We start from the raw sequence: 25,207 nt of genomic DNA on the forward strand, positions 1-25,207 counted from the left end.
TTAAAGAACATCTGTAGGAATGTCCCAATGCCGGCAGGTGTTGCTACTTTTCTCTTGCTGATATTACTTTTTGCCTTAGTCATAACGTGTATATCGTCTTAAAAACGAAAAAAATGAACAAACTCCTTTACTTTCTTTATCTACCTTTTCTTTCCCTGGCGACGTTTGCGCAGAGCCCTGTTACTTTAAACCAGGGCGACATTGAGCAAAAGCACTATCTGCAGAAGATCCCCTACCAGAAGACCAAAGAAAAATTAATCGTTGGCGTTACGATAAACGGAAAAGCATACCGTTTCCTTTTGGATACAGGCGCGCCCTTTGCTGTCTCCAATAAATTATATAAAGAGCTGGACCTGCACCCCCTTAGTATGGGTGAAGTTACAGACCAGTCCGGGACAAAGGACAGCATGATCACTATCTCCCTTCCCAAATTGGAAATGGGCAACCTTAGCTTTGTCAATACAAGGGGAATAGTATTGTCGGAAGCCGCAGCCAAAGCTTTTGATTGCTTTGGTATCGATGGGGTCATAGGCAGCAATATGCTTAGAAATTCTATTGTACAGTTTGATGATAAAAACAGCCAGATGATCATCACCGACAATCCCAGGAACCTTGATCTGAAAAGGACACCTTACCAGGACATGAAATTATCGCCGTTACAAAGCAATCCCTACATTGTGGTAATCTTAAAAAAAGGAAAAGAAAAAACAGGCGGAGAAATATTATTTGATTGTGGTGCCGATGGCTTTTTCCAGATGGCAATGGGAACTTATAGCTGGCTTCAGGGGCGGCCGGAGGTGACAGATAAAATTGCCGCAGGAAAGGGAAGCTTCGACTGGGGAATAAACGGATTTGCAGAAGATCAGCAACAGTTTGCATTGAGCATTCCGGAGTTCGTTGTCAACGATTTCAGGTTTAATAATGTATTTGTGCTGACAACTAATGCCGGTGAATCCCGCATTGGCGCCGGATTGCTTGAATATGGGAAAACGACACTGGACTACCAGCAAAGGCGTTTCTACTTTGAGCCTTATGAAAATATGGATACCGGAAAACTTTCCGAAAGAGAATGGGCCATACAGCCTGCATTGAAAGACGACAAGCTGGTAGTAGGCATTATCTGGGATAAAACGTTAGAGGGCAAGGTCAACCTGGGTGACGAAGTGCTGAAGTTTGGAGACAATGACTATCGCAGCATGAGCTTTTGTAAATTAATGCTTGGGGAAAGCAAAGGAACCGGCATTAATGGAAACAAAACAGTAGTAGAATTAAAAGATGTAAAAACAGGGATGATTAAAACAGTAGAAATTAGCCGGCTGTAAGCTTGACCTGCTTTCGGCGTTTGCTCCTTTAGCAGGTACAACAATGTCAAGCTTGCGGCCCCTTCGCGATACAACGCGGGTATTTCTTATCGTTACCGCTCCTCCGGCAGCGATAAGAAATACCGTTTCAATATCGACGGATAGGTCCCTCAGCAGCATGGTGTCCACCATAGGTCCGGCTTCGTTACTGAATCACCGGCTTTCACCTTATTGTATCGTGTAATCTCTCACCACTACTTCCGATACCCGGAAATAGCCATAAGCGAAATTTTCGAAATGGGTCTGATTGATGATGTTCCCTCTCACCGAACCCGGCGTTGTCTGGAAGGGGCCGGCTTCGGCCCCTGATGCTGCCAGCAATTTCCTGAAATAGTCATAATATCTCCTGGAGATGCCATACAGCCTGATGTTTATCGGATCTCCGGCCTTCAGATCTTTGTCGGAAAAATATTCCTGCATCAGGTTGCCCTGGCTTTTCTCGTCATCTACAGCTTTATAATCCGGGAACACAGATACCGGCGACAGGATGCGGTGCAGGTAGTAATTCTCCTCATTGCCGTTATCCTGGTAATAGTAGGTGATCTCTACCTCATCACCTCCGAATCCGCCGGTATTATCCTGTGCAATATCCGCCTCAATATCCGGCACACCGATACAGGTTTCGGTTGCGGTATACACCTCACCGTTCAATGCTACTTTTAAGGTATACGTTTCCCCGATAACCGGCTGGAAATCGGAGCAGAGATATACGCCCGTACCGAGATTTTCGATAAAATTAAAAATGGTATTTGCGGCATTGGTGATCACGATATCCGCACCTGAGACGGTCGGGAATGCCGTACTGTAATACCCGGTTGTGGTCGAGAGCCTGATCTCCTGCTCGTTGCCTGCCGTACCCTTTACCCAATCGATCGATGCATCAATGACCAGCTTCGGCTCTGCTGTTTCCACATTCACCTTCACTACCTTTGTGCAGGACAGCAGCAAAAAGCAGCAGGAAACGGCCAGGTACTTAAGTATATCCTTCATTTTTATTGAAATTAAAATTTGAAATTGTAGGTCACACCCGGAACAATACCGAAGATCGATATCCTCTTTGCTTCGCTTAACCCTGTTTCCCTGTTTTGCTCGAACATGATCGCAGCAGCGTTGCTTCTATTGTAAATATTATAAATACTGAACACCCATTCGCTTTTCCATCTTTTTTTGCTGTCAGGCTTTGGTGTGAAAGTGGCAGACAGATCCAGGTGATGATAAGCCGGAAGCGAATAAGCATTGCGCGCGCCATAGTTCGCGATCGTAATGCCCTGGTATTGATATTTGCCGATAGGGTAGGTTGCCGCTTTCCCTGTTTGATAGGTAAAAAGAGCACCCAAGCTCCATTTCTTCGTCAGCTGGTAGGCGGCGGTAAGCGAAAGGTTATGCGTTTTATCGTAATTGGCACGATACCAATTGCCGTTGTTAATGCCGGGCTCTGCCGCATTTCTTCCCGGTGTGCGCTGCTCCGCTTTGGAAAGGGTATAAGAAAGCCAGCCGGTCAGCTTGCCGGTATTTTTCTTCAGCATCACCTCAAGCCCGTAAGCCCTGGCCTCGCCGTTCAGCAATACCTGTTCTATAGCTTTGCGGGCAATCAGCTCGGCGCCGTCAATGTAATCTGCTTTGTTTTTGGTTTTCTTATAAAAAGCTTCTGTTTCCAGGGAATATTTTCCATTGCTGAAATTTCTGAAATAGCCTAAAGCAAACTGGTCAAGGATCTCGGGCTTCAGATATTGGTCGCTCGGCGCCCAGATATCAAGCGGAGAGACAGAAGCAGTATTGGAAATTAAATGGATATACTGGCTCATCCGGTTATAGCTCGCCTTAATGGACTGGTCATCATTGATGGCATAACTAATGGCCAGGCGAGGCTCTAAATTCCCAAAATCAGTGATCTTTTTGTTTTTATTGTAATGCGTTACACCCGTAGGCCTACCTTCCTCATAAATCTGCAGCTCGGGATTGAAGACCACCGCCTGATCATTGGCATAGTTATTTACATTCTGTTCTCCCAACCGCCGGAAATAGCTGTATCGCAGCCCGTAATTCAACGATATTTTATCCGTAAGCTTTTGATCGGCGCTGATGTACAGTGCATTTTCCCAGGCATATTTTTGCTCAATCTGGTCGGCATTGATGGGCGATGTAGCATCTATAGGTTTTATTGTGCCGGGGTTGAACTGGTAGTAGATGAAATTGATACCATAATTCAAAGACAGCTTATCAGACAGATGATGGCTGAAGTTGTACTTAAAATTATAATTATGGATGTCGGATGCCCAGTCGATGCCGACAAATTTGATCTTCAGGCCATAATTGTACTTACTGTAAATGATCGATGCATTGGAGAAAAAATTCTCGGAGAAAAGATGATTCCAGCGAAGATTAAAGAATGAGTTCGAATAATTGTTGTTGAAAAAATTGCTGAAATCCATTTTATCCTTGCCGAAATATCCCGACAGGTAGATCCTGTTGTTGTCGTTGATCTTATAATTCAGCTTAGCGTTCAGATCATAGAAGGAAATGGAGTTGTCGTTGTTCGCCAGCTTCAGGAACAGGTGTGCATAGGAAGCACGACCAGCAACGACGAACGAACCTTTATCTTTTACAATAGGGCCTTCTGCCAGCAGCCTGCTCGAAATCGCCCCGATGCCACCCGATACGTGGTATTCTTTGTTGTTCCCTTCTTTTTGATAAATATCCAGTACAGAAGAAGTGCGTCCACCAAACTGAGCAGGTATACCGCCTTTATACAATTTCAGGTCTTTGATCACGTCGGCATTAAAAACGGAGAAGAAACCGAACAGGTGCGAAGTATTGTACACAACGGCTTCGTCTAACATGATCAGGTTACCGTCTACCGAACCGCCCCTGACATTAAAGCCCGTTGCGCCTTCCTGTGCAGTAGAAACGCCCGGAAGCTGCAGGATCGCTTTCAGAATATCCACTTCGCCCATAACTGCCGGCATCTTTTTAATAGTGGCGATAGAAAGCTTATGCACACTCATTTCCGGTTTCTGGATGTTGCTCGCCGAGCTATTGTATTTTATCTCTACTTCATCCAACATTTTGCTTTTTTCCAGCATCGAAAAATCTTTCCTGGTGTTTTCTGTCAGGACGATAGATTCCTCGATATTCTCAAATCCTACATAGCTGATAACGATGGTATAGGTTCCTTTGGGCAGTGGGATCGAATAAAAGCCATAGGCATCGGTAACGGTTGACACTTTTGCTTCAGGAATGAAAATGCTTGCCCCGATGACAGTTTCGGTATTTGTTTTAGCGGTAATGATTCCGCTCAAGGTGACGTTTTCCTGCGCATGGGCGCCTAATGAAATCGTCATGAACAGCGCACAAATTATCTTATATCTCATCTTTAAAAATCGATTTATCAATTTCAACCCGGATACAAAACTATTCTCCCTGACAACCATCTTTTTTTAATTATACCAAACGCGGTATCTTTTATAGCAAAATATGCAGGAGCACTACAAGATATAACCTTGTTTTATGCGCCTTTGCAAGACTCCTGCTTTTGTATAAAAAGCGTGCACTTTCGTATAAAACCAGATCGGCTCACAACTTTAAATGGTAAATTTGTTCTATACAATTCCTGAAATGAATAATTTTACCCCTCCGCAGCTGATCAGTGAGAACGCGCTTTTTCGTTTTCTGGTTTCGCCTGATCTAAGGATATTCCGGCATCTTCTGTTCATTGTTTTTATAGCAGCTGTGTTGTACAACAGCACCTCCGTCATTGCCAGCCCGACAGCAATATTTGTATATTTTATTATACTGTTCTATGTGAACATGTATGTGCTGGTGCCAAGGTTTTTGTTCCGGAACAAGAACATAGAATACTGCTTATCCGTGATCGGCATCCTGGTTGTACTGGCTGTTTGCGGTTATTTTTTCAATCCTTTTAACCAGGAACATGGGCTGAATATTCCCCTTTTTTCTTTCCTTACGGTACTGCTGCTGGCAGCTTCTTCTTCCATAAAGCTGTTTCAGAAGGGAATGATGGACAGGCAATTGATCTACGAGCTGGAGCAGTCGAAAACTTACGCGGAGCTGGAACAGCTGAAAAACCAGATCAATCCGCATTTTTTGTTTAATATGCTCAACAATGCCAATGTGCTGACGAAGAAAGACCCTGAAAAAGCCTCGCAGGTTTTGGTGAAGCTGAGCGATCTGCTTCGCTACCAGCTTTATGACAGTGCAAGAGGTAAAGTGTTGCTGACCGCGGACATTCATTTCCTGGAAGATTTTTTAAACCTGGAAAAGGTAAGAAGGGATAGCTTTGATTTCCTGATCTCGAAAGAGGGAAATTTGAGCGGCGTGCAGATCCCGCCTTTGCTGTTCATCTCGTTTGTGGAAAATGCGGTGAAGCACAATAACGATGCAGCAAAGCCGTCTTATGTACACCTGTATTTCGATGTCAGGAACGGTGAGCTTTTCTTTAAATGCGTCAATTCAAAACCTGTTATGAAATCGGAGAGCAATACCGGCGGTTTGGGATTGGCAAACATCAGGCGAAGGCTGGAGCTGCTGTTCCCGGCATCGCATAGCCTGAACATTGAAGACGAAACAGAAACGTACAGCGCAACATTAATCCTGAAATTATGAATTGTATTATCGTAGACGATGAGCCGCTGGCAAGAGAGGCTATAGAGATGTTGGTTGACCAAACCGCCGACCTGGAATTGACGGGCTTATTCAGTAACGCAGCTGTAGCTTCTGATTTTATGGAGCGCAATGCCGTTGACTTGATCTTCCTGGACATACAAATGCCGGGAATAAACGGTATTGAATTTGCACGGACAATTCCCAGGGAGACCTTCGTTATTTTTACCACGGCCTATTCGGAATTTGCTACGGACAGCTACGAAGTAGACGCGATAGACTACCTGATAAAACCGGTAAAGCCGGAACGCTTTCAAAAAGCAGTTGAAAAAGCGCTTACCTATTCCAGATTGCTTGCCGTTGATTATGCCAAGAATAATATTGAACAGATTACAGACGATTTTTTCTTTGTGAAAGCAGACCGGCGGATCTTCAAACTGTATTTCGGCAACATCCTTTTCATCCAGGGTTTAAAAGATTACGTGGTGATGCACCTCGAAAATCAGAAAGTCATTACAGCGATGAACATTAAGACGATTTACGACCAATTACCAAAGGAAATGTTTGTGCGCGTGAGCAAATCTTATATCATTAATGTGAAGCACATCGGCTCTGTTGATAATAACACAGTGTACATTGGCGCCAATGAAATTCCTATCGGGAATATTTACAGGGATTTCTTTTTCAATGAATTTGTAACCAAAAAGATCTTAGGGCGGTAACCCGATCCGAAAGCCATCTTGGGGTGCTACAAACGTTTCCTGTGAAGCCTAATAGTACGAAATACTAAGAACAAGCCCGCTTTCTGTAAAAGATGTTTCACATATTGGGGAAAAAGCGCATCTTCGGACCAGAGGCTTGCCGGTTGTGCTCCGGCGAAGTACAACGTTGCCGTATAGCTTTCAGCCGGTTGTAAAAATGCTTGTACCTGTTCCTGCCAGGAACAGTTTTTGAAACCATTTGGTAAAGCCATTCTTAACTTACCTTCAAACCCACAAGGACGGCGCAACACTTATAAAGTATAATGGCAAAAGAAACCAAACGAAGCCAGCCGCGCAAAACTGCTGCCAAGCGCTGCAGAAAAGCAGTGCGTGCCGGTGATAAAGCTGCGGGTTACAACCGCTACAAATTATTCAACGGTAAGCAGTATACGGGTATGCAGATCGGGCGCAGTCACCATTGGAACTATGACAAAGGCGACTGGAAAGAGACCAAGATCACGCCCGATCTCTGGGAAATATCGTATACGGTTACCAAAAGACGAAAAGGAAAGGCGCCGCCCAACTCCGGTGCGCCGGTGGGAACAGGGTACCAATGGTACATTCTCGCGCATCAACACGTAGAAAAGCTGAATGCCAACGATTATTCGACAGATATGGCCGGGCTTAAATTCAAGCTTGCTCACCGAAGGGCTGATAAAGAGAAGTGGAGTGTAAAGGCGCCTACACAGCGCAAACACCTGGTTCAGTTCCTGAAAGAGATCATTGCGCAGCTGGAAAGCGATCCGATACCACTTGAATTTGAATACGAAAGCGAAGCTTATAAAGGAGAAGCGGTACCGCTTACGGCTACATGTGCCAAAGGCGTATGCTATGAAGCCGAGGTCACATTGAACGATGAATACCTGGGTATCATACGGCGTGCAAAAAGCGGCTGGAAAATGGACCGTGCCGATGAAGACCTGGCCGAACTGATCGGAGAACTGATTATGGCGTATTTCGGGGAAGACGAAGCTTAGCTTCCTGCAAGGCAATATAAGGCTCCCTAAGCGTGCGCTGAGGGGCGGGCATAAATCGCCTGGAGCAAGCCGGTTATCTTCCAGCTCATAATTATCAAGCAGGGATAACGACCGACGTGTACAAGCTGCACACTGCCCAGCCCAGGGATAGATACAGCAATTTTCCCTGTTCCGTTGCTACCAGGAAATTCCAGTGAACATTTTTCGATAGGGCAACCTGCTCCAGCATTTTCATCAGGAAAGCAGCGAGCCCTTTTCTCTTATGCTCTTCTTCCGTTGCAATCCTGTCATAAACGGCAATATCGTCCACAATCACCACACGGCCTGTAGCAGCCGGCGCTCCATCTTTAGTCCTGATTTTAATCAGCGTCGTTGCATTATAATGATCGACGGTCGCTTCATAGCCATAGGGTAGGATAGGCCCGGGAATATTCATCGGAGCCGCACAAGACATCATATATCCCTGCGGCTGTATGACCCATCGTCCCGGTAGCAGGCCTTCGATCTCTTCGGGAGCTGCGCAAACTTTCAGGAACACCCAGGGCTCATTGATCGTTTTTAAAAGCCGGATAAAATCGTCATTAAGCGTTGCAAATACATAACGTGCTTTTTGCTGCGCATACCCGACATCGACCTTGTAGCCTGATCTAAATTGTACCGGCGGGGGCAGCTCCCGCGACAATGACCAGGCCCTGAGCCACTTTGCTAAGGTATCTGTAGAAACGCCATTTTCCATTGAACCGACCTTTATCGAACAGGTACAAAGATAGAAAACGGCGGTGGAAACCGGTGCTTCTTTCGTTTGAAGCAAAAATACGATCTGCTCCTCGGGCAGCATCACTCGATCGGGAAAGCGAAAATTGTCGCTGGATTTATTTATCTTTGTGTCTAAGATACTTATTCAATAAGCAATGGAAAAAGACCTCGCTACCCGCATCAGGAAGCTGACTCAGCAATATGCCTACACCTCCATACAGATGCATGAGGCCATCGGCAGGAAGGCTGGCTTTACAGGAACAGATCATAAATACCTGAGCTTCCTGATCCGGGATGGTCAGATGACCGCCGGGGAGCTGTCCCGGCTGACGGGCCTGACCACTGGCGCGGTTACCGGCCTGGTCGACAGATTTGAAAAGAAAAAGCTGGTAAAAAGGCAGCTGTCGGAAGATGACCGGCGTAAAGTGATCATCGTGCCCGATATCCCAAAGATCATGGCGCTGCTGGAGCCGCTGTACAAGAGCTTCCGGAAACAATCGGCAGCACTCGTCGCTTCCTTCTCCGACAAAGAGCTCAAAGTGATCGAAAGCTATTTTGAAAAAGCGATCAGGATCATGAGCGATACTACAGCCAGGGTAAACGATAAACCTTCCCGCAAATGACAAAGAAGACTGCTTATATCATGGATATCAGAGCCACGTACCCGGCCGAAGACCGTCTGCTTGGCGGTAAGGGCGCCAACCTGGCTGCGCTGTCGGCGATAGAAAGCATTGAGGTGCCCGCTGGCTTCTGTATCACCACTGCAGCATTTGAGCAGGTGATCGGGAGCCTGCCGCAGGTTGGTATCTTGCTGGAACAGCTGGCGCAGCTGAAGGCAGAAGACCGCGACGGGATCGGCAGGCTCAGCGCTGCGCTCCGGCAGCAGATCGAAACGGCGCCCGTACCAGGCGATCTTGAAGCAGAGATAGGGTTATGGCTTTCCCGTTCGGGTATGGACGAGGCTTATGCCGTACGCTCCAGCGCAACGGCGGAAGACCTGCCCGACGCCTCTTTTGCCGGGCAGCAGGATACTTATCTCAACATTACGGGGAAAGCTGCGATACTGGCGCACATCAGCAAATGCTGGGCCTCGCTGTTTTCCGAAAGAGCGGTTACCTACCGCATCCGTAATGGCTTTGACCACCGTAAAGTCAGCCTGGCCGTGATCGTGCAGCAGATGGTCCCTTCCCGGGCCGCGGGTGTCCTGTTTACAGCAGATCCGATGACCGGCAACCGGAAAATCTCGGCTATAGATGCAGGCTTTGGCCTGGGCGAAGCCCTGGTCTCCGGCCTGGTGAATGCCGATCACTACCTGCTGCGCGAAGGGAGCATCCTGGAAAAAAAGATTGCGGTAAAACGGCTGGCTATTTATGCTGCCGAAGGAGGAGGGACAGAACAAGTACCGCTGACGCCGGAGGAGCAGCTGAAACCGGTGCTCAGCGATGCGCAGCTCCTGGTGCTGGAAAGTATCGGGCGGAAGATCGAAGCGCATTTCAGTAAGCCGCAGGATATAGAGTGGTGCCTGTACAACGGTGTTTTCTACATCGTGCAGAGCCGGCCCATCACCACTTTATACCCGGTGCCTGACGCCGGCGAGGGCAATCATATTTATATTTCTGTCGGCCATCAGCAGATGATGACCGACGCCATGAAGCCGCTGGGCTTGTCGCTGTGGCAGCTGACCGCCTCTGCGCCGATGTTCCCGGCCGGAGGACGATTGTTCGTTGATGTCGGCCCGGCGCTGTCTTCACCAGCCGGCCGCAGGACGCTGATCGACACCCTGGGGCAATCCGACCCCTTGATCCGGAGCGCGCTGACGACCATTACGGCAAGAGCAGATTTTGTGCCTTTGACCGAAGACCCGGCTTCCGGCCCGGACCCGCGCCGGAAGGTCATTACGACGGAGGGCTTCCGTACAAAAATAGAAAATGATCCCGCCATTGTCGCCGGCCTGATCCGGGACAGCCAGGCGGCGATCGAAGCCGCACAGCGCAATATCCTTGCGCAATCGGGCCCGGAGCTGTTTGATTTTATCCGGGAAGATATCCGGCAGTTGAAGCAATCTTTGAAGGCATCGCAGAGCATGGCGGTCATCCTTGCCGTTATGGATGCATTCTCCTGGCTTAACGAAAAAATGATGGCGTGGCTGGGCGAAAAGAATGTCGCAGACCTCCTTTCCCAATCTGTGCATGGGAACATCACTTCCGAAATGGGCCTGGCGCTGATGGATATCGCCGATGTGATCCGCCCTTACCCGGAGGTGGTTGCGTTCCTGCAGCAGACGACGAACGATAATTTTATGGATGCGCTTCCCGGGCTGGCGGGTGGGGCGGAAGCCCGCGCTGCGCTTGAAGCCTACCTGGAGCAATACGGGATGCGTTGTGCCGGCGAGATCGATATCACCAGGAAGCGCTGGAGTGAAAAGCCGCGATTGCTGCTGCCCGCTCTTCTCAACAACATCCGGAACTTTGCTCCCGGCGCGGGCAGGCAGCGATGGGAGCAGGGACGCCGGGACGCATTGCGCAAAGAGCAGGAGCTGCTGCGCCGCCTGGCCCTGCTGCCGGATGCGAAGGACAAAATAGCAGAAACAAAGCGGATGATCGACCTGGTCCGGAATTTTGCGGGTTACCGTGAATATCCGAAATATCGTATTATCAGCCATTACTTCATCTGGAAGCTGGCTTTGCTCCGCGAGGCCGCAAGGCTGGTGGAGGCAGGGCTTATCGCAGAGGAAGAAGATATTTTTTATCTGTCTTTTGATGAGCTGGAGGAAGCCGTAAGGACGAAGGTCTTCGACCCTGCAGTGATACGCAGGCGCAGGGAAGAGCACATACGGAATGAAAAGCTGACGCCGCCGCGCGTGATCACCTCCGAAGGTGAGATCATTACCGGCGCTTACCTGCAGGATGCACTACCGGCCGGCGCGCTGCCCGGCCTTGCCGTCTCCTCCGGTGTGATCGAGGGCAGGGCGCGTGTCATTTTCAGCATGGAAGACGCAGTGCTGGAAGAAGGCGATATATTGGTGACACCCTTTACCGATCCGAGCTGGACGCCATTGTTCGTTTCGATCAAAGGCCTGGTCACTGAAGTGGGCGGGCGGATGACCCATGGCGCTGTGATTGCAAGGGAATACGGACTGCCCGCTGTCGTGGGCGTGGAGCAGGCGACCCGCCTGATCCGCGACGGGCAGCGTATCCGGGTGAACGGGACAGAGGGTTATGTCGTCATCCTCTAGGGCTGTATACACGTCGCCAGGCACTGGAAAATGATATGCTGAGCGAAGCGGAAGCGCTTTTTGGAGTGCTTTTTTCAAGCTGGTCTTTTAAGGTAACTCGTCATTAGCTGAGCTTCCCTTGGGCAATGTTGCCGTTGCGGGTTGCTTGCGCTTCATTGCCAGGTTTTATTCTGGGATAAATGAGAATTAAGGCGCTGAATGATGAAATTGTCTTAAATTGCATGCCCCAAAATTTTCCCGATCCCGGCTATGACTCCTGAATATATAGAAATCCGCGGTGCGCGGGAAAACAATCTGAAGAACGTTGACCTTCGTTTGCCCAAGCGAAAGATCAACATTTTTACCGGGGTATCCGGATCGGGCAAATCTTCCATCGTCTTCGATACGATCGCCACGGAAGCGCAGCGCCAGCTGTATGAGAACTTCAGCATGTTCATCCGCAACCTGCTGCCCAAGTTCCCGCAGCCCGATGCCGACGCTATCGAAAGGCTCAGCATGGCCGTCGTGGTGGATCAGAAACGGCTTGGTGGCGGTTCGCATTCGACCATGGGTACGATCACCGACATTTCGCCGGTGCTGCGCCTCCTGTTCTCACGCGTCGGCAAGCCCTGGGTCGGCTATGCCAACGCTTTTTCCTTCAACGACCCTCAGGGTATGTGCCCTGGGTGTAATGGCCGCGGCCGTAAGCTGGGCTTCGATGCTTCCAGGTTCGTAGACCTTTCCAGATCGCTGAAAGAAGGAGCAGTACAGGCGCCGGGGCTGGCCTCCTGGGAAAAGGATATGTATGCCCACAGCGGCTTCTTTGATGTGGATAAGAAGCTGGCCGATTTTACCGAAGCTGAAATGCACCTGCTGCTGTACAGCGAGCCGAGGAAGTTCAAGCTGAAGCTGGGTGAGGGAACCATGAATGCCACCTATATGGGGCTGATCGAAAAGTTTGAGCGGGCCTATATCCGGCGCGATATCAAAACGCTTTCCGAACGCACGCAGAAGATGATCATGCCCTTCCTGCAGGAAGGGCCCTGCCCGGCCTGCAAAGGCGCAAGGCTCAATGAAGCCGCCTTGTCCTGCAGGATCGATGGGCGCAATATCGCGGAATTGTCGGCGATGGAAGCCGGTGAGCTGATCACTTTCCTGGAGCAGATCGACGATGTGGTGGCGGCGCCTATGGTACAGACATTGACAGAGCGCCTGCGGCACCTGGTGGATATGGGCCTCGAATACCTGAGCCTGAACCGGGAAACAGATACGCTTTCGGGTGGTGAGTCGCAGCGGGTAAAAATGGTGAAGCACCTGGGCAGCAGCCTTATCGATGTGCTGTACATTTTCGATGAGCCCAGCGTGGGCCTGCACCCCAGGGATGTGTACCGGCTGAACGGCCTGCTGCAGAAGCTGCGTGACAAAGGCAATACCGTGATCGTTGTGGAGCATGATCCCGATGTGATCCGTATTGCCGACCATGTAGTCGATGTAGGTCCGCATGCCGGAACGAAAGGCGGGCAGATCATGTACGAAGGCGACCTGGAAGGTCTGCTGAAGGCCGATACGCTTACGGGAAGGTACCTGAAGCAGCACCTGCCGCTGAAGACCGCCTGCAGGCCTTCGCAGGGGCAGCTACCGGTAAGGGGAGCGCAGGTAAACAACCTGAGAAAGGTAGATGTCGACATCCCGCAAGGCGTACTGACCGTGGTAACAGGTGTTGCCGGATCCGGCAAGAGCTCCCTGATCCACCATGCTTTCCTGAAAGCCTATCCGCAGGCGGTGGTAATCGACCAATCGGCTGTCGGTACTTCTACACGATCCAATCCTGCTACCTACACCGGCACGATGGACCTGATCCGCAAAGCCTTTGCTGCCGCCAATAAGGTGGATGCCTCGTTGTTCTCCTTTAATTCCAAAGGCGCCTGTGAAAACTGCCAGGGCTCCGGTGTGATCTATACCGACCTGGCCTTCCTGGATGGTGTGAAGATGCCTTGTGAAGTATGTGAAGGCAGGCGCTATAAAGAAGAGGTGCTGGCTTACCGGCTCGACGGCCGGTCGATATCCGATGTGCTGGCCATGACTGTGCAGGAAGCGCGCGCCTTCTTCACGGCAAAGGATATCTGTAAAAAGCTGGACACGATGATCGAAGTCGGGCTGGAATACCTTACGCTGGGTCAACCGCTGAGCACCCTGTCGGGCGGGGAATGCCAGCGTATCAAGCTGGCCAGCGAGCTGCACAAAAAGGGGAACATATATGTGATGGACGAGCCCACCACTGGCCTGCATCCTTCGGACGTGGGCCGGCTGATCGAGCTGATCGACGGGCTGGTAGATAAGAACAACACGGTGGTCGTGATCGAGCATAACCTGGATGTGATCAAGCGTGCCGACTGGATCGTCGACATGGGACCGGAAGGCGGGCATAAAGGCGGACAGGTGATCTTTGAGGGTACGCCCGAAGCCCTTATCGCTTTCCCGGGCTCACATACCGGCATACACCTGAAAGCCGCTGTGGCCGGCTGAACCAGGGGATAACAGGTAGCTGTAACAAGAAAGGCAAAGCTTCGAACCCGGTTTGAAGCTTTGCCTTCCATAAGGATTATGTTTATCGCTTCGGCTCGTAAATCAGCTGTACCACACCCGAACGGAATACATTGGTTTTGACAAGGCTTAGGTTTATCCTTTCCTTCAGGTTTTCAAACAGGGGCTTACCGCTGCCTAAAGCTACGGGATGTACCGATATGCGATACACATCGATAAGGCCCAGGTCAATAAAGGTTTTGATGAGGCCGGCCCCGCCGTATAGCCAGATGTCTTTTCCAGCCTGTTGTTTCAGCGTTGCTACTTTGGCGGGAATGTCCGTGCTGATAAAGGTAGCCTTTTCATCCTGCCGGTCCTGGCTGGAGAAGACAAATTTCTGCTTCGCATGTATGGCCTGCCAAAGCTTTTGCTCTGCTGTTCCGGCGCCGGCTTCCGGCTGGTAATTGCCCCAGGCATCGTAGCTTACCCTGCCGTAAAATATCGTATCGATACCGGATACAAAGCCTTCAAAGTCCATATCGTCGTCCATAATGCACCAATCAATCTCTCCGTCGGGGCCTTCAATAAAACCATCGAGGGTTACCGCTAAATCTAAAATTACCTTTCTCATAAGCACAGTTATTATCCAGCAAAAATAAGTGGTGGGGACCTATAAGATCAAAAATAGCTGTACGGATGTCAACGGTAACCGCTTAGCTTAATATAATCTGAAGCTGGACAAAGCGGATAACCTGGATGAGGTGATCCGGAAGATGGCCTGAACGCCGGGGCTTCAGGAATCATTCATCCATGAATTCGTCCTGGGTCTTCAGGTTCATCCATCCCTTTTTCCCGCCGGGCAAGGTAAAGCGCAAAAAACCATATTGAACTTCCATTGCAGTGTACACGGCTTCATGCTGTACCGGGTAAAGCCCCGCCAGGCCTTTGCTGCAAATCTTTAAGTACTCGCCATGCTTCAGCGGAACAATGCTGTCAAAGGCCAGGGGCAGCAATTCTTTCAATCTTAAAGTATCACCGGTAAAGACAGTGTCGCGCGGTAATTTCTGGAGCGCCTTTTCCGGTAACGTCCACCTGGGGTACGGTATATCAAATAGCCCGAAACGTCCTTTGCTGCTGACCGTCACGCTTAGCTGGCGTACCGGAACACCATATTGCTCATTTACCCAAAGCGGGGTTGCCTCATCGATGGTCAGGCCTTTAGCTGCTGCTACCGGGTTGTTTTGCCTGATGATATGGCGGGTGCGATCAGACTCCCGTTCGCTATACAGCGTATAGTTACCATTATGGTCATGGTCCAGCCGGTAATATTCATGACGGGATCCGTAGTAAGGAATCCTCCTGTCAGGGAGATATTTTTGGCCGGGTCCAACGATGCCCAGCATGTCGACCGGTACCACCTGGTTGCCGGTCAGCACAAAGGCCAGCTGTCCCTCGACTGTATACGACCGAGCGTCGGGGATCAGCAGCTGCAGGAAATAGTTATATATCTCTATCATCTTCCCTTTCCGGGCAAAAATAAGAGCATATCCCAGCTTGATCTCATCGTAGACACCAGGCAGCAGCGGCAGGTTGAAGTCTCCTACCAGGCGAAAACGATCGTCGCCGGTATCGAGGGCGTAGCAGGAACCCTGGATGGAACGATCGGTCTTTTTGAACACTTCGCGTGTTTTCCGGATATCTTGCTGCCAGGACTTATCGGCGGGAGTGTGCCTGGCATGATTATCGGATAGGAAGTCGTGGACAAATAACCTGTCACCGTCCCTGCAGGGAATGAAATAGCCTTCGTCACGGGCAAAAACAGCAAGGTATTTGTCCTTGTCCAGTCGTAGCAGGCAAAAGCCTTTGGTATAATACTTGTTGTCGGTATCCCATTCTTTTATATTGCCGTTCTCGTCTTTGTCTGCTATCGATTTAGTGGTTTCTTTGATCAGTAGCACAAAAGGATTACAAGGCTGCAGGCTGGTGAAGATCGTATCTTCGTTGCGGAGTGCTTTACTTGCGCCGAACTGGTTGCCGGAGAGATAAGCATAAAAGGCTTCACTGTTGCAGGAACGGATATGCTTTACGGGCAACAATACTGTATTGCTATCTGCCACTTCGGTTTCATTCCTGGCGATGCTGTCTACCCGGACGGAGGGAACATATTGCGGCGAGGTGCCGAAGCTGACGATAACTTCTTTGTACTGCTTTCCTTTCTTTTGATAGAACCTTAAGCTGCCTTTCCCCTTCTGAATAGCGACAACATCTACCTTGCCCAGTTCCAGCAGCTGCTGTGCCGCAGCTTTTTCAACAGAAAACAATGCGGCAAGCAGCAGCAATATGGCACCACCACACCGGAAGGATGATATCAAAAAGGAAGGGTACATGGCCGGGTTAAGCAAGTTCTGCAAAAAGGAGCCTGCTGTTTTTAAGCAAAATAAGCGCTTCCGGCCACATCTGCAAAATGATTGCTTCGCCAAGCTCAGCAACCGCGTTCTACAGTCCTTGAGCATGTCAAAAAGACAAAACGAACCGGGTTGTTGCTTCGAAGTTACTTCGACTGCACAGCAACTGTATGTTGCCCTGGTTAGAACCGGATCACCAGCTTGCCGATCATGCTGCCGCTTTCCAGCTGGTGGTGCGCGGTTTTCAGGTTTGCGGCGCTCAGGCCATCAAGCGTTTCCGTCAGCGTCGTGCGCAGTACGCCTTCATCCAATAATCCGGCAACACGGTTGAGGATATGATGCTGCGCTATCATGTCCCCGGTCTGGAAGGTAGAGCGGGTAAACATCAGCTCCCAGGAAAAGCCGGCGCTCTTACCTTTGATCTTGTTGAGGGCAACAGGCTGGGCAGATCCGGTGATCGATGCAATATGCCCCTGCGGCTTGATGAGCTCGGCCATGGCATCCCAATAGGTGTTGGTGTCGACAAAATCGAGAATAAAGTCGACATGTGTAAAGCCTGCCTGGTGCACGTTCCGGACAAGGTCTCTGTGATCCACGATATGATCGGCGCCCATCTTGCGGCACCATTCGGCGCTGGATGGCCGGCTTGCTGTCGCGATCACGGTAAGGCCGGCTACTTTCCCGGCGATCTGGATCGCTATGGAACCGACACCACCGGCGCCACCAATAATGAGCACCGTTTTTCCTTTGTCCTTTTCATTGATCCGGATACGGTCGAACAGGATTTCCCAGGCGGTCAATGCGGTAAGGGGTATTGCCGCAGCAGCTTCCGGGTTCAGGGATGCCGGCTTATGTCCGGCAATGCGCTCATCGACCAGCTGGTACTCCGCATTGCTGCCCGGTCGGTTGATGTCGCCGGCATAGTAAACGGGATCGCCGGGCTGGAACAGGCTGACCTCTTTACCCACAGCTTCTACAATACCCACGGCGTCCCAGCCGATGATCTTCGGTACTTCCTGTACTTTACCCTTAAGGCTGTTTTGCCGGACTTTGAAATCGACAGGATTGACGGATACCGCCGATATTTTTACCAGCAGGTCCCTGGCGCCTGGCTCCGGCTTTTCCGTTTCAAATTCGATAAAGCTGTCCGGCTCATGTATGGGCAGCGAGGTTTTAAATCCTATAGCTTTCATGTTATGCGCTGTTTTGAATGTGTAGCATTATACTGTTGTTCTGCCAACTTCATTTTATTCTTGGATAGCAAAATTATACCTGTCTATGTGTTTTAACCGGTATAATTTTTCCATAATCCAGTATATCTTTGCTCATGGCTTACGATAATCTTTACTTGCCTTACAACATCCATTTTGAAACCCTGGATGAATTTCCGCCAGGGAAGAGCCAAAGGCATTTCTTTGAGCTGGTGTATATCCTGTCGGGTGCCGGTGAGCATTGCATCAACCAGCATTCCTTTTCCTATGGCGAGAACCATATGTTCCTGATCACACCGCAGGACTGCAGCAGGTTCACCATTGCAAAAACAACCCGTTTCTTTTTCCTCCGTTTCAGCAATATCTACCTGGAACAAAACGGCCTGCTCCCGGAAAATATCCGGCGGCTGGAATTCATTCTTCAGCATGCCAACCATAAGCCAGGCTGCATACTGAAGAACCAAAGCGATAAAGCGCTGGTACGGCCTATGGTAGAAGCATTGATCCGCGAAGCGGTTAACCGGGATCTTTACGACCGGGAAATCACGCAGCAGCTGGTCAATACCCTTATCGTCGTCGTGGCGCGGAATATAGCCAAATACCTGCCGGAAAAGGTAGACGGAGCGTCGGAAGAGAAGATTATCGATATCCTGAATTATATCCAGGCAAACATTTACGATCCGGAACGTCTTCGCGCCGCGGTCATCGCGCAGCACTCCGGCATATCGGAGCACTACCTGGGCCGCTATTTCAAAAAGCACTGCGGAGAGACCATGCAGGGATACATCAACAGCTACAAAGCGACCCTGATCGAACATCGCCTGAAACATAGCGACAGGCGGATCAACGAGATCGTTACCGAGCTGGGCTTTACCGATGAAAGCCACCTGAATAAATTTTTTAAAGCGCACCGGGGTATCAGCCCAAGGCAATACCGGGCAAGGCTGCTATAGCCGGGCAGTGTATCGATAGTTTTCCCGGCGTCGATATCGTAGATATAGCTTCCTGCAGCTGTATTAATAAGGACATGGGGTGGGGCAAGCGTGGAAAAGGAAATGGTATTGGGCAGCGCATTGACCGGTTTGGACAGCAGGCCTCCTTTGTAGACCACAAAGCTTCTTCCGCGCCAGTCCTGCACGATGGCGATCCTGGCATGCAGCCCCTAGGAAAAAGGCGAAGTGTATTCCCGGTTTTCAAACGACCGGACCTGGTATTTTTGCAAGCCGGGTTTCAGTAACTCGATCGGTATCCGCCCGATGCTGCCAGGGAGGGCATCAAAGAAACCTTTGCCGATATAGGGTAGTGTGTATTCCACCCTCTGGTTGTCGACGCCGATATACACGACATCGGAGGCTGGCAAAGAGCAGATTGCCTTCGAGATCTGTTTTTAAAGGTAGCCCCATCGAACCGGCTTACACCTGTTTCCGTTGCGATCCACAGGAAGCCGTCCCTATCCTGCACGATATAGTAAACATTCTCCTGCCAGGCCTTCCCGGGCAGTAAACCGGAAGGAGCTGTGCTTCCGGGCCTGTGTAACGCCGGAAGGACAGCAAAGGATAAAGAATAAAGAAGCGCCAATAATTTTTTCTGCGTATAGTATGCTGGTAGTCTGGGATAATGCTTTCGGCCAGTGTTCTTCTTCTGGCCGGCAATAATGATTGTTGCCGGTCAGTCTCTTACAAATCTAATTCAGAAAAGAGAGAATACAGGAAGGGCGGTGGAGGAGAAGGTATGCCGGAAAGCAGCTTACCCTACCGGGAAGACAGGCTAAGCTGCTTTCCGGGGCCGTGGAGAAGCAGCTTGCAGCGTGCAGCCTATGGGACGGACACTAACGGATCAGGGTAACATTGCCCTCATAATGTTCGGGCCGTTCGCCATCGATCACGACATCAATACGATAGATGTATACACCCATGGGCTGGTCCTTGCTGTTGAAGCGTCCATCCCAGCCTCTTCCGTCGGTGCGATCGGTTTCAAAGATCAGCTGCCCCCAGCGATTGAATAGCTGCATGCGGAACCCGGTCAGCCGCCGCGATAGCAGCTGGCGGGGAAAGAAATAATCGTTGACCCCGTCGCCATCGGGCGTGAAAGCATTGGGGATATCGATATAGCAATCTTTGTGCACGTCGGCCCATTCGGTGGTGCTGCATCCTGCCGGCAGGGTGCGCAAGGTAAGGCCATAGCGCCCGGGGTGGACGATCTTCAACTGAGCCGTCGTATCGCCGTTGCTCCATGTCCGGGTGAAGGCAGCTGCGGGATCAGAAGACAGGTTCTGAAGCCATATGGGCCTTCCATTCAGGCAAAGCGCCGTATCCGGACCCAGGTACACTTTGGGGAAAGTGTCGACCTGTATCGTGTCGTTGGTAGTTACCTCGGGACAGGCACGGTACTGTACTGTAAGGCTGACAGGAAAAGTACCACCGGTCTCGTAGGCATGGCTGAAAGAAGGGCCGGGATCAGCAATCGCGTCTGTCGCATCGCCGAAATGCCAGTGCAGGGAAGTCGCACCAGTAAGGTGGTATGGTGTGAACAGAATAGATTCCCCGGTGCAGATGCGCTGCCGGTCGGAGAGGAAACTGCCGCTGAGCAAAGAGTCTACCGTGATCATGCGGCTGATGGTATCGCTGCATAGAGGCCCGGTTGCGATCAGTGTAGCCGTAAACTGACCGGGATCGGGATAGGCATGCGTGGGGGAGGTGAGCGTCGTCTGATCGCCGTTACCGAAGTCCCATTGAAAGGTAGTGAAATGCGGGCTGGAGACATTATAAAACAATTGTGCTTCCCCGGCGCAAACGATCGTGTCAACGTCGAAGCCTGCCTGGTAGCTGACTTCGGGCAGGATGACCTGTAGAAGGGTGTCGCAGCCCGGAGTACGGATATCGAGGGTATACCAGCCCGGCAATACCTGCTGCAGCGTATCCGTTTCCGAAACAATGCTGTCCTGCGCATTACGCCAGGTATAGTGGTAGCTTACCGTATCGCTTGCATCGGTATAGGCATAGGCCGATGCATTGGCTGTGTGGGCACAGCCTTCGTTGATCCGTACCACCGGGAGCCGCCCGTTGGGGAAGCTGACCAGGAAGCTGTCGGTGTGAAAGGTGCAGGGCGGGCTGAAATAGCTTACCCAATGATAGCCCTCAGCGCTCACCATCTGCGAAGGCCCGGTAGCGCCGCTGCTCCAGGTATAATCCCAGCCCGTGGTATCATTTGTTGCAGCCAGGGCCAGGCTTTCGGCAAAACATCCGCCTTTGGCTGCTTTGGCAGTGGTTACCGTATCGCGGATGACTTCGGCAACAATATTCGGCAGCCCGAATCCTACGGTACCGGTAAGGGGCTGGGCGCCGGGGAGGAACTGGCAGGCAGGCATGGGCAGGTTGGGCTGGGCGATCACATGCAGGGCGCTGCCACCTCCTGTGGCATACACTTTATGGTCGGGTCCTCTTTTGAAAGTATAGATGAAAGCATTGAACTGCGCTGCGGAGCTGACCATTGTCAGTGAGTCGCCGGAGCTGAGGTCATACTGGAAACTATAGAACAGTCCCACGATCAGCGGGGCAAAGGTGGCATACAGCTTACTGTTGTCCGGGGAGAAGCAGACGCTGTAAGCCCCGGTGGAAGGGCTGAAGGGACCAGCCAGCGGAATGATGCCTGTAGCTGTCCCGCTCGCCGGATCGAAATGGTACAATCCTATGCCCGACCGGCCTATCGCCAACGTTTTCCGGTCGGTTGATACGTCGATGCAGCCCAAACCGATATAGTAGTTGACCGGTAGCAGTGGCGATACCACCGGTGTGCTGCTGATGCCCGATGCATCCAATTCATAAGCCTGCAGCGTATTGCCCAGCCGCGAGATGGTCAATAGCCACACATTGCAGTGGTCGCCGGCGACCGCGCTCAGGTGTTCAGTAAGGCCGCTGTCGACCAGTATTCCCTTCTGACCGGCTATTACGCCACCGAGCCCGCCGTTGAGCTGCATGTCTACGATGCTGTAATACAGGCGGCCGACGCCGCTGCTGCTGATACCGCTTTCCAGGCAGGTCATGGAAAAAACATAATACCGTTTTGCCTGGTCGGGAACGGGCACAATAAGCGCCCCCTGGCTCGTGCTGGATGTATAATCAATAAGCTGGGCGGAGAAAGGCGGCAATACAGGGTCGCTGACCAGAGCATCGCCGTTCAGCATCACATTGCCGGAGCGATCCCATATCCGGTAGCCATTGGTGTAGAACTGCAGCTGCCCCTGGGCATCACATACGGAGGCATTGGCCTCCCCGAAGCCTTCCATTGCCGTGCTGGTTGCCAGTGGCGGAGCTACATTAAAGTCCAGTCCGGAGTGGGTACCGAAAGCCCATACCTGTTCCCGTTGTGCATGGCTGGTTATGCCCATTGCCGCCAGTAACAGGAGTATCACAAATTGTTTCATGCGGTAGATTGAAAAGAATCAAAAAGTATTCAGGGTGCCTTCCACAACAATCTCCACCTCTTTGAAATACATATCGCCGATATAAGGCGGGATACGGATACCGTAAGTGGCCGGCTGCAGCCGCATATGCGCCCGTACCGTAACGGAGCCCTTGCCGGGTGTAAGCGTGCCTTCAGCTACCGCAGGCTGCGCTACGCCATGCAGCAGCAGCTTACCCTCCGTTCGGAAAGCAACAGGAGCGCCGTTTCCTGCTTTCAGGCGGATGCTGCTGCTGAAGCGGGCATTATAGATGATCTCGGGGAAACGGTCGCTTTCCATATAATAGCTGTTGAAACGGTCGCGAACCACCTGGTTAAGGGTGTCGGCGACAAAGTTGTTGCTGAACCGGAAGCTTTGTACTTTAGTTTTCAGCTGTACGAAACCCTGCTTCAGATCGATACGGACCGATACGGCATGGCTTTCGCCCGTTATGGTCTTGGCCGGCGCATTGACGGCGAAAGAAGCATCTGCTGAAGTCGTACGGTATTGCTGCGCCGGCGCCTTATATACAGCAGGAAGCAGGAGCAGTAAGAGTAAAAAATAGCGGAGGATCATGATGTGTTGTTTTTATTGGTTCGTGCTTTTGCCGGGGACAGAACGATCAGCGTAAGAGGGTGAGGTCTCCTTTTTTATAATAGTCCACTTCCTGTGTGCCTCCTTTGAATTGCACCTGGTAGAAATAAACACCGGCATCGGCAGTCGTGCCGTTATAAGTACCGTCCCAACCCTTTGCAGGGTCTGCGCTGCTGAATACTCTTTGCCCGAAGCGGTTATAAATGCTCAGTGTGTATTGACGTATGGGACAGCCTGATTCGATCACGGGGAGGAAGACATCGTTCAGCCCATCACCATTAGGGGAGAAGGCGCTTGGCGCCTGGCAATAGCAGCGGCACATCTGGATACCTATGCTGATGCTGTCGGTAGCGCTGCAGGGAGGCTCGCTCACGCTGACCCAGTAATGCCCTGTATCGGATACCAGCAGGCTGGAGCCGGTACTGCCATCGCTCCACCGGATAAGCGCCGGCGTAGCGGCAGCCGCATGTAAGGTGAGCTGCACCGGGGTGCCCTTGCAAAATGCCGTATCGGGACCCAGGTCCTGGCGCAGGTCGATGAAGCGGATGCTTACCGTATCGGTATCGGAGCAGCCCCCTGCTGTAGCCGTAACCCAATAAGCGCCTGTGCTGTCGGCTTCCAATTGCCTGCCGGTGCTGCCATCGGACCACAGGTAGCCTGCGCCAGGGCTGGTAGCGGGTTTCAGTAGCATAGGCGGCGGTCCGCAAACCACGGTGTCGGACCCCAGGTCAATCGCAACAAAGGCACGCAGCCGCAGCCTGAAGGTGTCCACATAAGAATGACAGCGATCGGCGCTGAAGACCCAATAGGTTCCGGTGTCGGAAGCCGTGAAAGTGGTACCCGTATTGCCGTTCTGCCAGGTATAGCTGGCAAAGCCGGATGGGGCATCCAGGTTTAGAACGGCTCCGGCACAGACCAGGGTATCCAGGGCCCGCCGGTACTGGGTATCGGGCGGTAAGGGATAGATCGCATCGTTGCCGATATTGATATTGCTGCCGATTGAATCCAGCACAATGAAAGGCCCCTGCTGAAAGTTACAGGCCGTCCCCGAAAGATTGGGCGAGGCGATGTAGCGCATATCGTTAAGGATGATCTTATCCTTGTAGGCCCGCATGCCGGCAAGGCCGTCGCCAAGGGGAGGCAGCTCGGTGATCACCCGTTTGCCCGCCATGATGGCCGGCAGGGTTAAATTGCTGACCTCGTATTGTACCAGCTGGATGACGCCCACATTGCTGCCGGCGGCATCCGATTTCATGCCATAAGTATACAGCTTCGTATTGTCGGGCGAAAAGCAGGGGTCGTAGACCATGGTGCTGTCGTTGAGGTAGATGCCCGTAGAAGCCTGGCCGGTAGTGGCATCAAAAGGTGCGACGAGCGTACCGCCCAGGCCTGAGATCAGGCCCATCACAGCGCAGGTAATGCTGAAGCTGCCCACCGCGATCATGGTACGGTCCGGCGAGATCGCCATGCCACCCAGCTCATAGGCGGCTATCGTTCCGGCCATGCCGGGGCCGGTGTTGGAGACCACCGGGTTCGGATCGATACCTTCGCGGGTAATGTGGTAGGCATGCAGTTCCGGTACATAATAAGGGTGAACGATCAGCCATACATCGCAGTTGTTGCCCGGTACTGCCACCATGCTTTCCTGCAGCGGACCAGGGTCGAGCAATATATTCTTACGTCCCGGCACAATATCGCCCAGGCCGCCATTGAGGCTCATGTCTACTACCGAATAATATAAGGCAGGCGGTGTGGTGCCGAAGCTGTAGGCCTGAAGGGTAAAGAGGTAGTACTTGCCGGGGCTGTCGATGATGGGAACGATGGTGGTGCCCTGGTTGGTGCTCCGGCTGCCGGCCAGGTCGCTGCCGTTGGGCATAATATCGTAGTTGCGGTCCCAGCAATTTTCGCCATTGGAGTAGAACAGCAGGTCGCCGGTCGCGGTATCGGACATGGCGCAGGAGCCTTCGGCAGAAGTAAGACCCGTCTGGGTCAGCCGTACCGGCGGGTTGGGGTTGAAATTGATCCCCGTACCGTTGTTGGGATCGTCGATACCCCACCAGGATCCGAATACCCAATGGCTGTTGGCCTTGATGAATTCAGGGCGTTCTGTAAAATTCTGTCCGCATACCCGGAAGGCACAGCAGGAAAGAAAGAAAAGGAAAAAGAAGATGCGGGTTGCATACAGGTTGGTCATAGGCCGGGCATTTAACGAATAAGAGGTTAGTAATGTCGGGCCGGGCATTTCGGTGCAGCTGTCCCCGGCATAGGTGCTAACAGCATCAACAAAGGTATCCGGCAGCCGGGATGACTGTTTACGTAAAAGCCCCGAAATTCAGGTGTACGT

The 25,207-nt window shown here is 51.4% G+C and carries 18 protein-coding genes and 1 pseudogene; 8 read left to right on the forward strand and 11 right to left on the reverse strand.

Translation table 11 applies throughout. The features are described 5' to 3' along the window. Positions 1–113 precede the first annotated feature (113 nt). The gene (locus tag DZC79_RS15680; protein ID WP_157977193.1) at positions 114–1,322 is read left to right on the forward strand and encodes a retropepsin-like aspartic protease; all 1,209 of its coding nucleotides are present in this window, start codon (positions 114–116) and stop codon (positions 1,320–1,322) included. A 207-nt stretch (positions 1,323–1,529) separates the two neighbouring features. Here DZC79_RS15680 and DZC79_RS15685 read toward each other — a convergent pair whose 3' ends face one another. After that, complete coding sequence (locus tag DZC79_RS15685) at positions 1,530–2,351, reverse strand: DUF4249 domain-containing protein (RefSeq protein ID WP_118952559.1); 822 nt, start codon at positions 2,349–2,351, stop codon at positions 1,530–1,532. An 11-nt stretch (positions 2,352–2,362) separates the two neighbouring features. Next, positions 2,363–4,702 carry a TonB-dependent receptor gene (locus tag DZC79_RS15690; RefSeq protein WP_232831849.1) on the reverse strand — a complete coding sequence of 780 codons (2,340 nt, stop codon included), beginning with the start codon at positions 4,700–4,702 and terminating at the stop codon, positions 2,363–2,365. Positions 4,703–4,976: 274 nt separating this feature from the next. On the opposite strand from DZC79_RS15690, the gene DZC79_RS15695 reads away from it, so the two are divergent. The 3 genes from DZC79_RS15695 (at position 4,977) to DZC79_RS15705 (ending at position 7,719) form a co-directional block, all read left to right on the forward strand. After that, positions 4,977–5,984, forward strand: coding sequence for a sensor histidine kinase (locus tag DZC79_RS15695; protein WP_232831850.1), 1,008 nt, complete (start codon positions 4,977–4,979; stop codon positions 5,982–5,984). Beyond that, the gene (locus DZC79_RS15700; RefSeq protein WP_118952562.1) at positions 5,981–6,703 is read left to right on the forward strand and encodes a LytR/AlgR family response regulator transcription factor; all 723 of its coding nucleotides are present in this window, start codon (positions 5,981–5,983) and stop codon (positions 6,701–6,703) included. The genes DZC79_RS15695 and DZC79_RS15700 overlap by 4 nt, the downstream gene beginning before the upstream one ends. A gap of 302 nt (positions 6,704–7,005) precedes the next feature. Further along, on the forward strand, positions 7,006–7,719 hold the full coding sequence (locus tag DZC79_RS15705) for a hypothetical protein (RefSeq protein ID WP_198666912.1): 714 nt from the start codon (positions 7,006–7,008) through the stop codon (positions 7,717–7,719). Positions 7,720–7,813: 94 nt separating this feature from the next. Here DZC79_RS15705 and DZC79_RS15710 read toward each other — a convergent pair whose 3' ends face one another. Then, the gene (locus DZC79_RS15710) at positions 7,814–8,455 is read right to left on the reverse strand and encodes a GNAT family N-acetyltransferase (protein WP_118952665.1); all 642 of its coding nucleotides are present in this window, start codon (positions 8,453–8,455) and stop codon (positions 7,814–7,816) included. A gap of 175 nt (positions 8,456–8,630) precedes the next feature. Here DZC79_RS15710 and DZC79_RS15715 point away from each other — a divergent pair, with 175 nt between their 5' ends. The 3 genes from DZC79_RS15715 to DZC79_RS15725 all read left to right on the forward strand — a co-directional run bounded on the left by DZC79_RS15715 (position 8,631) and on the right by DZC79_RS15725 (position 14,215). Next, complete coding sequence (locus tag DZC79_RS15715; protein ID WP_118952563.1) at positions 8,631–9,098, forward strand: MarR family winged helix-turn-helix transcriptional regulator; 468 nt, start codon at positions 8,631–8,633, stop codon at positions 9,096–9,098. Then, on the forward strand, positions 9,095–11,710 hold the full coding sequence (gene rph, locus DZC79_RS15720) for a rifamycin-inactivating phosphotransferase (protein ID WP_198666913.1): 2,616 nt from the start codon (positions 9,095–9,097) through the stop codon (positions 11,708–11,710). Before DZC79_RS15715 ends, rph begins: the two co-directional genes overlap by 4 nt. A gap of 249 nt (positions 11,711–11,959) precedes the next feature. Continuing rightward, positions 11,960–14,215, forward strand: a complete 2,256-nt coding sequence (locus DZC79_RS15725) for an ATP-binding cassette domain-containing protein (protein ID WP_118952564.1) — start codon at positions 11,960–11,962, stop codon at positions 14,213–14,215. 82 nt (positions 14,216–14,297) lie between these two features. On the opposite strand, the gene DZC79_RS15730 is transcribed toward DZC79_RS15725, so the two are convergent. The 3 genes from DZC79_RS15730 to DZC79_RS15740 form a co-directional block, all read right to left on the reverse strand. After that, positions 14,298–14,843: a dihydrofolate reductase family protein gene (locus DZC79_RS15730; RefSeq protein WP_198666914.1), complete on the reverse strand. Its 546-nt coding sequence runs from the start codon at positions 14,841–14,843 to the stop codon at positions 14,298–14,300. A 169-nt stretch (positions 14,844–15,012) separates the two neighbouring features. Continuing rightward, a complete protein-coding gene (locus DZC79_RS15735) occupies positions 15,013–16,623 on the reverse strand; it encodes a hypothetical protein (protein WP_157977194.1) in 1,611 nt (536 codons plus the stop codon). A 176-nt stretch (positions 16,624–16,799) separates the two neighbouring features. Beyond that, positions 16,800–17,810: a zinc-binding alcohol dehydrogenase family protein gene (locus DZC79_RS15740; protein WP_118952567.1), complete on the reverse strand. Its 1,011-nt coding sequence runs from the start codon at positions 17,808–17,810 to the stop codon at positions 16,800–16,802. A gap of 134 nt (positions 17,811–17,944) precedes the next feature. Here DZC79_RS15740 and DZC79_RS15745 point away from each other — a divergent pair, with 134 nt between their 5' ends. Beyond that, on the forward strand, positions 17,945–18,781 hold the full coding sequence (locus tag DZC79_RS15745) for an AraC family transcriptional regulator (RefSeq protein WP_118952568.1): 837 nt from the start codon (positions 17,945–17,947) through the stop codon (positions 18,779–18,781). A gap of 209 nt (positions 18,782–18,990) precedes the next feature. Here DZC79_RS15745 and DZC79_RS21675 read toward each other — a convergent pair whose 3' ends face one another. The 5 genes and pseudogenes from DZC79_RS21675 to DZC79_RS15770 all read right to left on the reverse strand — a co-directional run bounded on the left by DZC79_RS21675 (position 18,991) and on the right by DZC79_RS15770 (position 25,057). Further along, positions 18,991–19,188 (reverse strand): hypothetical protein, encoded by a 198-nt coding sequence (locus tag DZC79_RS21675; RefSeq protein ID WP_232831851.1) that lies wholly within the window; start codon positions 19,186–19,188, stop codon positions 18,991–18,993. 62 nt (positions 19,189–19,250) lie between these two features. Beyond that, a pseudogene (locus DZC79_RS21900) lies at positions 19,251–19,406 on the reverse strand (two-component regulator propeller domain-containing protein); the annotation flags it as partial. 250 nt (positions 19,407–19,656) lie between these two features. Next, complete coding sequence (locus tag DZC79_RS15760) at positions 19,657–22,251, reverse strand: PKD domain-containing protein (protein ID WP_118952571.1); 2,595 nt, start codon at positions 22,249–22,251, stop codon at positions 19,657–19,659. A gap of 18 nt (positions 22,252–22,269) precedes the next feature. Further along, complete coding sequence (locus tag DZC79_RS15765; protein ID WP_118952572.1) at positions 22,270–22,845, reverse strand: YceI family protein; 576 nt, start codon at positions 22,843–22,845, stop codon at positions 22,270–22,272. Between the two features lie 46 nt (positions 22,846–22,891). Then, positions 22,892–25,057, reverse strand: a complete 2,166-nt coding sequence (locus DZC79_RS15770) for a gliding motility-associated C-terminal domain-containing protein (protein ID WP_157977196.1) — start codon at positions 25,055–25,057, stop codon at positions 22,892–22,894. Positions 25,058–25,207: the final 150 nt, after the last annotated feature.

The organism is Taibaiella helva (assembly GCF_003545695.1).
Classification (GTDB): domain Bacteria; phylum Bacteroidota; class Bacteroidia; order Chitinophagales; family Chitinophagaceae; genus Taibaiella; species Taibaiella helva.

Coding starts and splice junctions, on each gene's coding strand:
- DZC79_RS15680 (WP_157977193.1), top strand. CDS start 114: ATGAACAAACTCCTTTACTTTCTTTATCTACCTTTTCTTTCCCTGGCG.
- DZC79_RS15685 (WP_118952559.1), bottom strand. CDS start 2,351: ATGAAGGATATACTTAAGTACCTGGCCGTTTCCTGCTGCTTTTTGCTG.
- DZC79_RS15690 (WP_232831849.1), bottom strand. CDS start 4,702: ATGACGATTTCATTAGGCGCCCATGCGCAGGAAAACGTCACCTTGAGC.
- DZC79_RS15695 (WP_232831850.1), top strand. CDS start 4,977: ATGAATAATTTTACCCCTCCGCAGCTGATCAGTGAGAACGCGCTTTTT.
- DZC79_RS15700 (WP_118952562.1), top strand. CDS start 5,981: ATGAATTGTATTATCGTAGACGATGAGCCGCTGGCAAGAGAGGCTATA.
- DZC79_RS15705 (WP_198666912.1), top strand. CDS start 7,006: ATGGCAAAAGAAACCAAACGAAGCCAGCCGCGCAAAACTGCTGCCAAG.
- DZC79_RS15710 (WP_118952665.1), bottom strand. CDS start 8,455: ATGGAAAATGGCGTTTCTACAGATACCTTAGCAAAGTGGCTCAGGGCC.
- DZC79_RS15715 (WP_118952563.1), top strand. CDS start 8,631: ATGGAAAAAGACCTCGCTACCCGCATCAGGAAGCTGACTCAGCAATAT.
- rph (WP_198666913.1), top strand. CDS start 9,095: ATGACAAAGAAGACTGCTTATATCATGGATATCAGAGCCACGTACCCG.
- DZC79_RS15725 (WP_118952564.1), top strand. CDS start 11,960: ATGACTCCTGAATATATAGAAATCCGCGGTGCGCGGGAAAACAATCTG.
- DZC79_RS15730 (WP_198666914.1), bottom strand. CDS start 14,843: ATGAGAAAGGTAATTTTAGATTTAGCGGTAACCCTCGATGGTTTTATT.
- DZC79_RS15740 (WP_118952567.1), bottom strand. CDS start 17,810: ATGAAAGCTATAGGATTTAAAACCTCGCTGCCCATACATGAGCCGGAC.
- DZC79_RS15745 (WP_118952568.1), top strand. CDS start 17,945: ATGGCTTACGATAATCTTTACTTGCCTTACAACATCCATTTTGAAACC.
- DZC79_RS15760 (WP_118952571.1), bottom strand. CDS start 22,251: ATGAAACAATTTGTGATACTCCTGTTACTGGCGGCAATGGGCATAACC.
- DZC79_RS15765 (WP_118952572.1), bottom strand. CDS start 22,845: ATGATCCTCCGCTATTTTTTACTCTTACTGCTCCTGCTTCCTGCTGTA.
- DZC79_RS15770 (WP_157977196.1), bottom strand. CDS start 25,057: ATGACCAACCTGTATGCAACCCGCATCTTCTTTTTCCTTTTCTTTCTT.